The 13,947-nt window shown below is 38.6% G+C and carries 14 protein-coding genes; 3 read left to right on the top strand and 11 right to left on the bottom strand.

The genetic code is table 11. From position 1 onward, the window contains the following. Positions 1-8: 8 nt before the first annotated feature. Both HX021_RS18955 and HX021_RS18960 read right to left on the bottom strand, forming a co-directional pair. Positions 9-467 carry a hypothetical protein gene (locus HX021_RS18955; protein ID WP_286592145.1) on the bottom strand — a complete coding sequence of 153 codons (459 nt, stop codon included), beginning with the start codon at positions 465-467 and terminating at the stop codon, positions 9-11. A gap of 206 nt (positions 468-673) precedes the next feature. Next, the gene (locus HX021_RS18960) at positions 674-2,533 is read right to left on the bottom strand and encodes an alpha-L-fucosidase (protein WP_286592147.1); all 1,860 of its coding nucleotides are present in this window, start codon (positions 2,531-2,533) and stop codon (positions 674-676) included. A 209-nt stretch (positions 2,534-2,742) separates the two neighbouring features. Here HX021_RS18960 and HX021_RS18965 point away from each other — a divergent pair, with 209 nt between their 5' ends. Next, positions 2,743-3,237, top strand: coding sequence for a ribonuclease H family protein (locus HX021_RS18965; RefSeq protein WP_286592149.1), 495 nt, complete (start codon positions 2,743-2,745; stop codon positions 3,235-3,237). A gap of 121 nt (positions 3,238-3,358) precedes the next feature. Here the strand turns inward: HX021_RS18965 and trxB are convergent, their stop codons facing one another. The 7 genes from trxB to HX021_RS19000 form a co-directional block, all read right to left on the bottom strand. Then, complete coding sequence (gene trxB, locus HX021_RS18970; RefSeq protein ID WP_286592150.1) at positions 3,359-4,315, bottom strand: thioredoxin-disulfide reductase; 957 nt, start codon at positions 4,313-4,315, stop codon at positions 3,359-3,361. Between the two features lie 27 nt (positions 4,316-4,342). Then, the gene (locus tag HX021_RS18975; RefSeq protein WP_286592151.1) at positions 4,343-5,293 is read right to left on the bottom strand and encodes a 3'-5' exonuclease; all 951 of its coding nucleotides are present in this window, start codon (positions 5,291-5,293) and stop codon (positions 4,343-4,345) included. Between the two features lie 72 nt (positions 5,294-5,365). After that, a complete protein-coding gene (locus HX021_RS18980; protein ID WP_286592152.1) occupies positions 5,366-6,688 on the bottom strand; it encodes a M16 family metallopeptidase in 1,323 nt (440 codons plus the stop codon). Beyond that, a complete protein-coding gene (locus tag HX021_RS18985; RefSeq protein ID WP_286592153.1) occupies positions 6,678-7,937 on the bottom strand; it encodes a M16 family metallopeptidase in 1,260 nt (419 codons plus the stop codon). Before HX021_RS18985 ends, HX021_RS18980 begins: the two co-directional genes overlap by 11 nt. A 19-nt stretch (positions 7,938-7,956) precedes the next feature. Continuing rightward, positions 7,957-8,853 carry an oxygen-dependent coproporphyrinogen oxidase gene (gene hemF / locus HX021_RS18990; RefSeq protein WP_286592154.1) on the bottom strand — a complete coding sequence of 299 codons (897 nt, stop codon included), beginning with the start codon at positions 8,851-8,853 and terminating at the stop codon, positions 7,957-7,959. Positions 8,854-8,870: 17 nt separating this feature from the next. Continuing rightward, positions 8,871-9,875 (bottom strand): NAD(P)H-dependent glycerol-3-phosphate dehydrogenase, encoded by a 1,005-nt coding sequence (locus tag HX021_RS18995; RefSeq protein WP_286592155.1) that lies wholly within the window; start codon positions 9,873-9,875, stop codon positions 8,871-8,873. Positions 9,876-9,964: 89 nt separating this feature from the next. After that, positions 9,965-10,300: a Rieske (2Fe-2S) protein gene (locus HX021_RS19000; protein WP_286592156.1), complete on the bottom strand. Its 336-nt coding sequence runs from the start codon at positions 10,298-10,300 to the stop codon at positions 9,965-9,967. A gap of 68 nt (positions 10,301-10,368) precedes the next feature. Here HX021_RS19000 and ychF point away from each other — a divergent pair, with 68 nt between their 5' ends. After that, the gene (gene ychF / locus HX021_RS19005) at positions 10,369-11,469 is read left to right on the top strand and encodes a redox-regulated ATPase YchF (protein ID WP_286592157.1); all 1,101 of its coding nucleotides are present in this window, start codon (positions 10,369-10,371) and stop codon (positions 11,467-11,469) included. Positions 11,470-11,755: 286 nt separating this feature from the next. Here ychF and HX021_RS19010 read toward each other — a convergent pair whose 3' ends face one another. Continuing rightward, positions 11,756-12,052: a YgaP family membrane protein gene (locus HX021_RS19010; RefSeq protein WP_286592158.1), complete on the bottom strand. Its 297-nt coding sequence runs from the start codon at positions 12,050-12,052 to the stop codon at positions 11,756-11,758. 132 nt (positions 12,053-12,184) lie between these two features. On the opposite strand from HX021_RS19010, the gene HX021_RS19015 reads away from it, so the two are divergent. Further along, positions 12,185-13,030: an ATP cone domain-containing protein gene (locus HX021_RS19015; RefSeq protein ID WP_286592159.1), complete on the top strand. Its 846-nt coding sequence runs from the start codon at positions 12,185-12,187 to the stop codon at positions 13,028-13,030. 85 nt (positions 13,031-13,115) lie between these two features. Here HX021_RS19015 and ispE read toward each other — a convergent pair whose 3' ends face one another. After that, the gene (ispE, locus tag HX021_RS19020) at positions 13,116-13,937 is read right to left on the bottom strand and encodes a 4-(cytidine 5'-diphospho)-2-C-methyl-D-erythritol kinase (RefSeq protein WP_286592161.1); all 822 of its coding nucleotides are present in this window, start codon (positions 13,935-13,937) and stop codon (positions 13,116-13,118) included. Between the last annotated feature and the right edge of the window lie 10 nt (positions 13,938-13,947).

The raw sequence follows: 13,947 nt of genomic DNA on the forward strand, positions 1-13,947 counted from the left end.
TATCCGGCTTATTGCTCGATGAGTTGCGATGCATAGTCATCTGGCAGCTCCAAACGAATTGAATCTTTGCTGGCCGCTGCTCTACGATTCATCTCCTCAAAAGACCGCTGGTAATATACAAAGGCCTTATTAGGTATGTGAAGATCTTTTGCTTGTTTTACCATAAACTGATAACGGTTGCCTACCAACTTTACATTTTGGTAAATGCGGTAGGTAACGACTTGAATCTGTTTCTTATCAAACAGGGGAATCGAGTTTAAATCTGTCGATTGGTGAAAATACTTTTCATTAAAATACATAAATTCATTCGATGTGGCCAAAGATTCCAAACTTAATTTTCCCGATATGACTTCATTGATTAATGAGTCTGCTCTTAGGCGCTCTACCTTGTTTCCATCTCCTGTATTACACGAAATATAACATAGCATTCCTATCAATAACACAAAATTTACTTTCAATAAATTCATAATCCTAAGTTAGGATAAAAAATGATTTACGACCAAACCTTCAGAATCAAAACTTCAATTCAAATACATGCACTGCATGGAAGCAAAGATCTGCCCACAGGCTGATGAGACAACGGACATCAATAAAATACAAAGTCCAGGACTTTGATCCTGGGCTTAAAATCATCACCTTAAAGAAAGCAACCAGATGCCAATATTCTGCGTAACTATAGATTATTTTCAATTGCCCCTACTTGTTCACGATAAAGCTCCAATGGAGCATCCAATAGAACAGCGATTACAGTCATGTTTTTATCCAATCGTTCCTTGGGGGTTTGAATATAGATAATCCCCGGAATGCTGCTCCAGTAGAGTTTATTAAAAATTTCATGATTGATCATAGATCCTTCGCCAACCAAGCGGATACGGGCAATACCATTCTTAATACCTTTTAACGCAACAGGTCCGGTCGGTGTGCCCTCCACAAACAAGTAAAGTGTTTGACGATCTTTAGAAAGTGCACTTAATCCTTCATAATGTCCATCCGGTAGTCCTTTACCGGTTTCATATAAAGCTTCAGCATGATTTTTCATCCACGTCCATACTGCAGGATTTGTTGTTTTCCGCTTTTGCATGGTCATTTCCATTCCATCTAATGTCAGTCCGGAATTATCAAAGATATTTTTGCCCGCATGGAGTGTGCTAGCAATTTCATTTAATGCTCTACCTGTATCTTTATTCTCCATAACAGATTGCAGATTCACCACCATATCTTCTGGTGAGGTACATCTCACCTCTTCCTCAAAAGATAAGGCTAATACCGTGACGTCCTGATCAAAAGCAATATTTGTCAAATCCAATTGAATATTCCCATGGTCTAATACTGTTGCATTTACTTTTGATTCTTTTTCACCAACAACTGAAATGCTTCGTATAGATGGGTTAAGCAGACCTCGGAGCAACAAAGCTGGTTTTTGTTCGTATAAATACAAATAAAGGGTCTTTCCGTCTTTTGATAATGCAGATTTTCCATTATAATTCGTAAATGGGATGCCGGCTCTAGTGCCATAAATCGCAGCAGCATGTTTATTTGTCCACCTCCCCAATTGCTTCAAGATATTTAATTGCTCGATAGGAATGCTCCCATCAGCTTTTGGTCCAATATCTAATAACAAATTTCCCCCCATGGAGATACAATCCACCAATGTACGAATAATCATATTAGATGATTTGTATTTTTTATCGAAAGGCTGATAACCCCATGAATCGTTCATTGTATAACAGAGCTCCCAAAATTTGGAATCAGGTCTTGTGACAGGAATTCCTTGTTCAGGGGTCTCGTAATCTCCGTGATTGTTCAGTCTTGAATTAATGATAATATTTGGGTTATACTTTCGCAAAAGGGATAATGTTTCTTTGGCTTTCCATTCTTCAGCACTGTGTTCCCAATCTCCGTCAAACCAAATCAGTTCGGGTTTATACTGTTCAGACAGTTCGGCTAATTGTTTCTGATAATATTTTACATATTGACCCCATCGATTGGGCTCAGAAGCCAATTGATATCGTTTTCTACTTCGAGTAAAAATATCGTAATACGGATGGCTCCAGTCAGGTAAGGAATAATATAAACCTGTGTGGAGACCTTCTTCCTGTATAGCTTTGACAAAAGGTGTGATCACATCTTGCTTTGCAGCAGCATCATTCAATGTCGTAATTGCTTTATCTGCCTTCGTATTCCATAAAGAAATACCATCATGGTGTTTAGTGGTGATCACCGTGTACTTCGCTCCTGCTTCCTTAATCAATTTAGCCCATTCTTTTGGTTTATAATCCTTTGCAGTAAAACCGTCCAGCTGTTTAATATAATTGTCATGGTTAATATAGTTATTAAAAAATGACCAAGACTCTGCAATCCCATCTACGGAATAAATTCCCCAGTGAATGAAAATACCGAGCTTAGCATCTTCAAACCATTCCATCTTCTGTGGAGAAAGATTGTTTTTTTTGCTAGATACGTTATTTTGGGCTGAAACGTTTAAGCACGCAGAGGCCAAAAGAACAAAAAGAGAAACTTTTCGAAACTTCATAAGCTAAATTATCGATTACATAACGAGTTTAAGCTGGCAAAATACATATAAATCGGCAAAATCCAATTGCATAAATGACAAATAATACAATCTAGCGCTATTTTTTGATAATTGAATAGATCTGTAAAAGCTAAAAGCGACAGACCGGAATGTATTATGAACATAATTATTATTGTATATAAACACAAATTTATCTAAGTTTGGACAGTATGATTGAATTATATACAGACGGGGCATCAAGTGGTAACCCAGGTCCAGGGGGTTATGGAACGATTCTAAGAACAATTTATACAGGTGACAACGAAGCCTTTAAAGGAAAGCTGATCGAAAAGGAATTTTTTGGAGGATATCGAAAAACCACGAATAATCGAATGGAACTTTTAGCTGTCATCGTGGGGCTTGAAGCGTTGAAAAATCTGAATCAACAGGTGACGATATATTCAGATTCAAAATATGTTATTGACGCCATTGACAAACGATGGGTGTATGGCTGGATTCAGAAAGGCTTTGCAGGAAAGAAAAATAAAGATCTATGGTTACGCCTCATGAATGTTTATAAACTGCATACTGTCCGATTGATTTGGGTCAAGGGACATGCTGGACATCCCCTTAATGAGCGCTGTGATCGGCTTGCCGTTGCTGCCTCTAAGGATATAGCCAATTGGAAAATTGACAGTGTTTTTGAGATGGAAGAAAATAAATAAACTTGTTATATACGCAATAAGGGCCCGATACAATATCGGGCCCTTATTGGACGAATCCCTCCTTCGGTCAGTCAGAACTTTTGCTTCATACATACCGAGGCCCTTCATAATTATAGCTATATTACTCAGCGCTTTCTTTGGCAGCAAGGTATCTTTCAGCCTCTAAAGCAGCCATACATCCTGTTCCTGCTGCAGTTATAGCCTGACGAAAGACATTATCTTGAACATCACCACAGGCAAAAACCCCTGGAATATTTGTTGCCGTACTGTCGGCTTTAGTAATCAAGTATCCAGTTTCATCCATATCCAACACCCCAGCAAACAACTCAGTATTAGGCTTGTGACCTATAGCAACAAAGAAACCCGTCACGGCCAAATCCTTTTCAGATTGATCTTTATTATTGAGCATCCGAATCCCAGTAACAACTTGACCATCACCTAAAATTTCCTTCGCTTCGGTATTATAATGAACTTCAATATTGGCTGTGTTCATTACACGATGTACCATAGCTTTAGAAGCACGGAATTCATCTCGGCGAACCAACATGTGTACTTTTGAACATAGTTTTGCAAGGTAAGTGGCTTCTTCTGCTGCAGTATCACCAGCACCGACGATAGCGACTTCTTGATTTTTAAAGAAGAAACCATCACATACCGCACATGCGGATACACCAAAACCATTATATTTTTGTTCGGATTCCAGGCCCAGCCATTTCGCTGTAGCCCCTGTTGCAATAATTACCGTATCTGCAGTAACCTGAACAGTCCCATCAATTTCTACACGGTGTACTTCACCCGTAAAATCTACTTTTGTCACATAACCAAAACGTACTGATGTCCCAAAACGTTCCGCTTGTTCACGTAAATCCTCCATCATTACCGGACCGGTAATCCCTTTGGGGTACCCTGGAAAATTGTCTACTTCTGTTGTCTGTGTCAGCTGCCCTCCCGGTACAATACCTGTATAGACTACCGGTTTCATATCCGCACGAGCGGCATAGATTGCAGCTGTATACCCTGCCGGTCCTGAACCAATAATCAGACATTGCACATGTTCCACTTCTTGTTTGAATTCCATAATCCTTTTTCTAAGCTATTAATAAAGTTATTTTTTAAATTTATCTTGCAATCCTTTCAACATATCCAAGGAGATGCTTTGGGAAGCTTCTTCCTTTGGTTGATTGAATTCTTTTTTAGCAAGTTTCTTATCTTCTATACTGTGAGCAGCCGTCTTTGTCTTATGCTCACTCTTCTCTTTCTTGTACCTGATCCAGATATTTTCTAGAACTTTCTTCGTATATAATGGAAAATCTCCATTTTGCATCCAAGCATAATAGCTAGGTTCCTGCTCAAATACTTCAATAATAGGTTTCCCCTTATGTTTTCCAAAGTTAATTGTTTCCAAACCATCTTCATTATACACAATACGGCCAGCAAAGTCGACTGGTTTACTCAAATTGGTAAACTCATGTAATGCCGCCACATCATTAACCACAGGGTACGACACGGTACCATGACGGTCTTCAAATGCTGCCCCCTCATATTTCGTCAGCTGAGCTTTCAGTACCGCATAAGTAGCCCTCACATCAGCCTCTGCTGTATGTGCATTTTCGAGATTTTCATTACAATAGAACTTATAAGCGGCCTTTAATGTCCGCTGCTCCATTTGATGAAAAATATTCTGAACATCAACGAAAGCACGACCTTCCAACGAAAAATCAACGCCTGAACGCAAAAATTCTTCCATAAGCATAGGTACGTCGAACTTATTTGAATTGTATCCCGCTAAGTCACCATCGGCTATGAATGCCGCCAACTCAACAGCGATAGCCTTAAAATTAGGGGCATCCTTAACATCTTCATCATAAATTCCATGAAAAAAAGACGATTCTGCTGGAATCGGTACTTCTGGATTAACCTTCTTCGTATATACTGTTTCTTCACCATTGGGCATCACTTTCAAAAATGATACTTCAACAATACGATCACTAGCCACATTTATTCCTGTAGTTTCCAGATCGAAAAATACCAACGGTCTCTTTAATTTTAACTCCATGCTGGATATTATGCTTTTTTAATCAAAAACCAAAAATACAAAGTAGTATTCGATTTTTGTAGTCTATGAAATTTAATTTACAGCCGTTTGATGAATCGGCTCCATCTGACTAATTTTGCCTACAATAACTTTGACCATCTTATCAAAATCCAAATATGTATTGGCGATATCTCTTACCTTTTCTGCCGACATCTGTCTGATCTGGTCCATATAATAGGTATAATAAGTTAATGTCATTCCGTTCAATGCCACACTTTTAAATTTGTCAGCATGTGAAAAAATGCTCTCCAACGAGCCTAACATCGAGCCTTCCATATAGGTTTTCACAAGTTCAACTTCTTCATCTGAGGCTAAGGTTGTTTTTAGTAGATTAACCTCCTTCTCTATCTCTTGTAGGGTCGCATGGGTAACATCAACTCCAACCTCGGTAACAATGGTCAAAAAGCCTGTATGTTTCAATGTTGCTACAGCTGAACCAATACTATAGGTGTATCCCTTCTCTTCTCGGATGTTGCGCATTAAACGGGAACCAAAGAAACCACCCAAGAGGGTATTCACGAATTGTAAAGCAGGATAATCAGGATGTGTCCGGGATATCGTTTGATATCCTAAACGGATGGCAGATTGCAAAGCATTTTCTTTTTCTTCATAAACCAAATCTCCTGATCCCTGATGCAAAACTGGAGATTCATGAACTGTCGTAGCTCTGATCCCCTGCCATTCTGCACCAAAAATTTGCTCCAGTTCCTGAATTAGGCTTTCAGAAACATTTCCTGAGACGATTAATGTACAATTGCTCGGAACCATTTCTTTTTTGTACAGCTCAACTAATTGCGACCGGCTAATGGCATCATAATCTTCTAGTTTTGGTGTACGCCCATAGCGGTTATTTTCGCCAAATATCGAATTATAAAACTTACGTCTAGCCAGATAGTCATTCTTCTGCATAGAAACCTGAAATTTTTGCTTATTATTCCGTAAGTAGGTATCGAGCTCCTGTTGTGGGATCGAGGCTTCCGTTAATATATCTTTAACCAAAGGCAATAATACCTGACTATGTCTGTTTAGCGTATACAACGATAAAGATGTGACATCGAATGAATATTCTGGAACAAGAAAAGCGCCATAGAAATCCACCTTATCCGCAATCTCAGCACTAGACATGGTTATTGTTCCTTCTTTAAGTAATGCACTCAATGCACTATTCAATAAAGGATTTTCATTTTGAGCGTCAAGGTATACATTTTCAAAAATCCATTCTATTCGGACGAGTTCCTGTTCCGGAGATTGAAAGATATAGACGGGCAATCCATTTGAAAACGTCTTCTTTAAAGGCTCGATTAAGCTTATATTTCCAATTTCTCGAAATTCAGGTGCTTTCGTTCTATCCAACATGTACTGCTTCCTCCCCTCTTGATTTATACATTAATATCGATGCATTCTCAGGATTAAAAATTGCCTGGGCTTGCAGCTGAAGTTCTTCTGCGGTTAAAGATAGGTACTTGGATACCTCTGTATTAATTCCGTTGGCGTCGCCTAAAAGCTCATGATAAGCCAAATTCATTGCTTTATCCAAGATTGACAATTCTGCAAATACATTGGTCGACTCAATCTTATTTTTAACCTTTTCCAGCTCCATGTCAGGGATCAACTCAAACTTTAATAAATCTAACTCAGCCCATACAGCACGTTCAGCCTCTTCGAGTGACACACCATCGGAGGGTTTCCCTTCAATGACAAACAGATTGTTATCAATGCTACCCATAACATATGCATTTATTTCACTGAATAACTGTTCTTCTTTTACTAACCTACGATAAAGCCGTGATGAGGAACCTCTAGATAAGATATCCGAAAGGAGATCCATTGCAAAATAACCATCTTCCAAACGTGCTGGGCCATGAAAAGTCATATAAAGAGCATCTAATGGTACTTCTGCCCATACTATTTCACGTCTCAATTCCCTTTGTGTGGGTTCCTGAGGGAGCTGACGCTCATACTTTTTACCAGGGACAATATCACCAAACCATTTCTGAACCAATAATTTCACCTCTTCAAGATGTACATCACCAGCAATAACAAGAATAGCATTTTGCGGATTGTAATGTAACTTAAAAAAAGCTTTTACATCTTCCATGGTGGCATCTTCAATATGCTTTAATTCCTTTCCGATCGTTGCCCAACGGTATGGATGTACCTTATAGGCTAAAGGACGTAATTTGAGCCATACATCACCATAAGGTTGGTTTAAATAACGCTGTTTAAATTCCTCACTGACCACGTTGCGTTGCACCTCTAGACTTTGTGGTGAAAAAGCTAAATTCAACATCCGATCCGATTCCAGCCACAATGCTGTCTCTAAATTGGATGAAGGCAAGGTGATATAATAATTTGTGATGTCATTGCTTGTAAAAGCATTATTTTCACCTCCGACTTTTTGCAATTCAGTATCGAAGTTGGGAATATGCTCACTCCCCCCAAACATGAGGTGTTCAAATAAATGTGCAAACCCAGTTTGCTCTGGTGATTCATCCCGGGCACCGACATCATATAATATATTTACACAGGCCATGGCCGTGTTGTGATCTTCGTGTACCAATACTCGAAGCCCATTTTCTAACGTAAATTTTTGATAGGAAACCATCTAATTCTTTTCGGTGTTTTTAAATCCAGTTAATACCTTTTCTCAACAAAGATAAGGTCTTGGCTTCTTCAGAGCCTTTTTCAGGCTGGTAGTCATAAACCCAATTCGCTTGCGCCGGCAGGCTCATCAATATGGATTCTATCCGCCCATTTGTTTCAAGACCAAATTTGGTACCCGAGTCCCATACCAAATTAAACTCTACATAGCGTCCACGGCGGATCAACTGCCAGTTTTTTTGTTGTTGGTTGTATATTTTATGTCGGTTCTTTTCGACCAGTGCAGTATATGTGGGAGCGAAAGTCCGCCCCAAATCACATGAAAAAGCAAAAATTTCTTCCATGCTCATCTCTGTTTTTTCAGCATTTAGCTTATCGTAAAATACACCACCGATGCCCCTTGTCTCCTTCCGATGACGAATGTAGAAATAATCATCTGCCCAAGCCTTGAATGTATCATAAAACGTAGGGTTATGTTTGTCACATACTGTTTTCAGCTGCTGATGGAAATACTGAGCATCATGCTCATCAACATAATGGGGAGTTAGATCAATGCCACCACCAAACCAACGGATTTTCTCGTTTAGTTCAAAATAACGGATATTCATATGGATAATAGGAACCCAAGGATTATTCGGGTGAATCACAATGGAAACACCTGTGGCAAAAAAATCATCTTCATCCACACCAAATGACTTTTTGATTACAGCAGGTAATTTGCCATATACCGAAGAGAAGTTGACTCCTCCTTTTTCCAGAATATTGCCATTTTGAATGATTCTAGTACGACCACCGCCTCCACCTTCTCTTTCCCATAGCTCTTCTTCAAATCTCGCCGATCCATCCAGGTCTTCCAATGATTGACATATCTCGTCCTGAATCTTTTTATAAGCTAAAGCAATCTCCTCTTTTGTTATCATTTACTCTAACGCTATGTTTATGTTAATTTTTCGCTTAATGCCTGAATAATTTTAGATGCAGATTGATGTTGATATAAAATCTGATATACGGCATCACAAATAGGTAGTTCAACCTCATATTTTTTTGCATATTCAGCCACACATGCGGATGCATAATAACCTTCTGCTACCATATTCATTTCCAACTGAGCCGATTGTACACTATATCCCTTGCCGATCATATTACCAAAAGTCCTATTCCGGCTAAACTGTGAATAGGCTGTTACCAACAAATCGCCCAAGTAAGCAGAAGTATTTACATCTCTTGAGGTATCACCATCAACTTTTCCTACAAATCTACGCATCTCACGAATGGCATTGGAAACTAAAACTGCCTGAAAGTTATCACCATAGCCCAAACCATGACAAATACCACCTGCTAAGGCATAAATATTTTTCAACACTGCACCAAACTCTATACCTAAAATATCTTCTGATAAAATTGACTTGATCACCCTAGAAGATAAAAAAGAGGCTACTAAAGCTGCATTTGCCTGATTTTTACACCCAAATGTCAGATAGGATAATTTACCCAAAGCAACTTCTTCAGCATGACATGGGCCACCAATGACACATAATTGTTCAATGTCCAGATCATAATACTTTTCCAAAAACTCTCCAATGATCAGGTTATCTTTTGGAATAATTCCCTTAATGGCCGACACCACGATTTTATCTTTAAAATCTTCTTTGGTGACATTGACCAAAGCATCCTTTAAGTACGCTGCTGGCGTATTTAGTATGACGATATCCGAATGGGTAATCACATTTTTTGCATCAGTATTGATAGTTGTGATATCTAAATCTACTGAAACACTGCTCAAATAAGTTGGATTATGTCTGAATTTCTCAATATATGCTGCATCTTCCTCTTTTCTGACCCACCAAAAAATATGTTTATCTTGGTCATTTTCGCATAGCATCTTGATCATCGCTGTCGCCCAACTACCGCTACCAATTATACCAATTTTTTTCCCCTGCATGTCTTTAATTTGTTTTCAGGAAGCAAATATACTTATTTACTCGTTAGATATGGGGCCAGGTGAGGAGATATGATATTATCGTTACTTAGTTAACCTAAAAGGCGATGCCAAAAGCTTCTTTCAACCCCTACATAATAGGCCTCATCTTCATATTTCACAGGATATGTATGAATAAAATCGTGGTGCTTGGTTTCACCTTTTCCCGTAATGAGATCAAACTCATGACGGTGGAACGGACAGATCACCTTTCCACGCTCACACCAGCCATTTTTTAATGGAGCCCCCGCATGTGGACAGTTCCTTGAAAAAACATATAGCTCGTTTTCAAACCAGGCAACACATAGTACTCTGGCTCCAAACTTATGTTCAGTAATCCCCTTATTCTTTAAAGATAGAGCCTGTTCAATTTTATACCAACGAAGCATAGTACAAGATAGTTAAAAATTACAGTGAATTTTCTATCTTTGTGGAATTTCAAAAATTTGCACTATATATGGCTTTACAATGCGGTATCGTAGGTTTACCAAACGTTGGTAAATCAACATTATTTAACTGTTTGTCCAATGCGAAAGCACAAGCGGCGAACTTTCCCTTTTGTACAATTGAACCAAATGTTGGGGTGATTACCGTGCCGGATGCCCGTCTAAATAAATTAGCTGAATTAGTCAGCCCACAACGAATCGTACCTAATACCATCGAAATCGTCGATATCGCCGGTTTAGTAAAAGGAGCTTCAAAAGGTGAAGGCTTAGGGAACCAGTTTTTAGGGAATATTCGGACCACAAATGCGATCATCCATGTTTTGAGATGCTTTGATGATGGCAATGTCATACATGTGGATGGTTCGGTTGATCCTATTCGGGACAAAGAAATCATCGACACAGAGCTACAACTTAAAGATTTGGATACAGTTGTAAAACGTATTCAGAAAGTTGAAAAAATGGCCAAAACAGGAGGTGATAAAGATGCAAAGAAAACCTTTGACATCCTGTCTATCATAAAAGAACATTTGGAGGCTGGCAAATCTGCACGTACTGCTCCTATTTCACCTGAAGATTTTGAGTTTATACAGGATCTCGCATTACTCACCGCGAAGCCGGTACTTTATGTATGTAATGTGGATGAAAGATCTGTTAATACGGGCAATGATTATGTAGAGCGAGTTAAAGAGGCCGTCAAAGATGAGAAAGCTGAAGTATTGATTATTTCCGCTCAAATCGAATCTGAAATAGCACAGCTCGAGAGCTATGAGGAACGCAAAATGTTTTTGGAGGACCTTGGTCTGGAAGAATCTGGTGTCCATAAATTAATCAGAGCTGCATACTCACTGTTAAATCTAGCTACATATTTCACCGCTGGTGTTCAGGAGGTTCGTGCCTGGACGATTGAAAAAGGTTTTACAGCGCCGCAGGCCGCTGGTGTAATCCACACTGATTTTGAAAAAGGCTTTATCCGTGCCGAGGTGATCAAATATGAAGATTTTATCAGTCTTGGTTCAGAAAACGCTGTAAAAGAGGCAGGGAAACTTGCTGTGGAAGGAAAGACATATATAGTCCAAGATGGCGATATCATGCATTTCCGATTCAATGTATAATATGCTTTCAGCACTTTATGACTGATAAGAAAAACAAAACAAGCCAAAAAGATATCTTTTTGGCTTGTTTTGTTTTCTACTTTATCTCAATAGCACACTTAATTTTATGCGAGCACTCAAACCATAATAGGTATTTTTTGTCTGCATAATAAATCTATAAATAGTTGTAATCCCATGTACTTATACGCCCTAGAAAAAACCTCCAGTTCGAAGTAAATCATCTTGCTGTAGCAATAATAGAGCATAGTGGTGCTTATATCAATAGATCTCAAGCAATAATCTCATCTTATTTCACAAAATAGCGATGTTCGATCACTTCTACTTTTTTGACATCTTTATCTTCGAGCACCTTCTTTACATCACAGTGCCCAGTTACGCCACGATATATCAACGCACCTCCCAGCGTTAATCCAGAAACTCCTGTCCAGGGCGACTTTAATAGTTTTTTTACCCCCAAACCCAAAATAAAACCGCCAGCTATGACAGACAAGACCCGTTCCGAAGTTCCAATATTTTCTTCGATACAATCCTCTTCTATTTTCGATTTAATCTTATCAAATGCAAATGTCAATAAGTTGCTCATAATAATCTCTTTTTAAGTACTGTCCAATAAGTAAACAAATTGCGGTCCAAAAAGGTTTAAACTAGAATAATAGTTTTTATGTGGTTTCCCGGATTACATCTCTTATATTAGTGTTTATCAAATTAAAAATTCATGCAAGTTAAAAAATATTCGGGTGAACTAGTCCCCTTCAGTGGTGAAGCGTTGCGCCATTCCCTCAGCCGTTCGGGAGCCAATTCTGAACAGGTCAATCAAGTATACGATAAAGTCGTCAATGAAATATATGATGGTATCTCAACCCGAGAGCTCTATCAGCTTGCTTTTGACACCTTAAAAACCGTTCGAAATTCTTATGCCGCTCGCTACAGTCTAAAAAAGGCATTGCGTGAACTAGGACCAGAAGGCTTTTATTTCGAAAAGTACATTGCTCATTTACTTCGTTCTGTTGGATATGAAAGCACCACAGGACAGACCGTACAAGGGCACGCTGTTTCACATGAACTAGACGTGGTTGCGTATAAAGATGGTAAATTAATTACTGCGGAATGTAAATTCAGGAATGATATTGATGCAAAAATTTCCGTAACAACGCCGATGTATTATCTATCTCGGTTCAAAGACATTAGTGGAATTAATTATCAATTTTTTGGAAAGGAATTACGATTTCAAGAAGGTTGGCTAATCACGAATGCTTATTTTACATCCGACTCGATTGACTTTGCCAAATACTACAATATCAACTTACTTTCCTGGGATTATCCAAAAGAAAGCAGCATCAAAAGAAGAGTTGATAAAGCCGTATTTTACCCCATTACCTGTCTAACGACACTTTCAGATCTAGAGGAACAACAATTGTTAAAAAATCAATTGATTCTTGTCAAGGATATAGTAAATAATCCAGATAAACTAGATTTTTTGGGGCTAAATAAAGAAAGAAAAGAGAAAGTCCTAAATGAAGCCCGTGAATTGGTCGATTACAAAGTAGAAGAAGAATATTAGGAAAATTTGTCTAGAAAGCAATATAGTCCTTCATTATCGGTCCAATCTTTGATGCGCTCTATATTGCTTCCTAGGTAAGTTAAGGCTATGATGTCATCGGACTTGGATAGTAAATCCGTCCATATTTTACAAATTCATTCAGATCTATTTGCTCCCAAAAGATACCGTAAATTGCCGATCCTGAGCCAGACATCGAAGCATATATGGCTCCCTTTTGATAAAGGGCCTCTTTAATTTCTTTTAACAAAGGGTATCTTTCGAAAATACCTTCTTCAAAGTCGTTTCGGATGTGGAACTTCCATTCCTGAATAGGCAAACGGATCGCTTCTTCCAGATTGACCTCAGGCAGCTTTGGTTTGACAGTATGGTATGCCTCTGCAGTTGAGACATGAATATCAGGCATAATGACTACCATAAAGTACGGATCTAGACTAAGTGATATTTTTTTAAAATCAGTTCCGATACCTCTTGCAAAAACTGCTGTATTTGAAATAAAAAAAGGACAATCAGCTCCTAATTGTGTAGCATAGGCTTCAAGTTCTTCTGTTCTTAGCTCCAAGCGAAATAGTTCATTCAGTCCTTTCAAAATAAATGCCGCATCGGCAGATCCTCCGCCCAGCCCTGCCCCTATTGGGATTTGTTTGATTAAATCAATAGAGACAGTAGGAATAACATACTCTTTTCTTAATAATTCATAAGCTTTTATACATAGATTATCAGCAATATCTCCTGGAACGTATTGCCCTTGAATATTCAATGAAGGTAGATCAGATGTGGTTTCTAACAGTTCAATCACATCATAAATAGGCAGCGGATAAAACACACTGTTCAGTTCATGATAGCCATCAGCTCGTTTGGCAATCACTTGTAAACCGATATTTATTTTTGCATTTGCGAAGAGTATCATGTAATATCGT

The organism is Sphingobacterium sp. N143 (genome assembly GCF_030325625.1).
Lineage (GTDB): Bacteria > Bacteroidota > Bacteroidia > Sphingobacteriales > Sphingobacteriaceae > Sphingobacterium.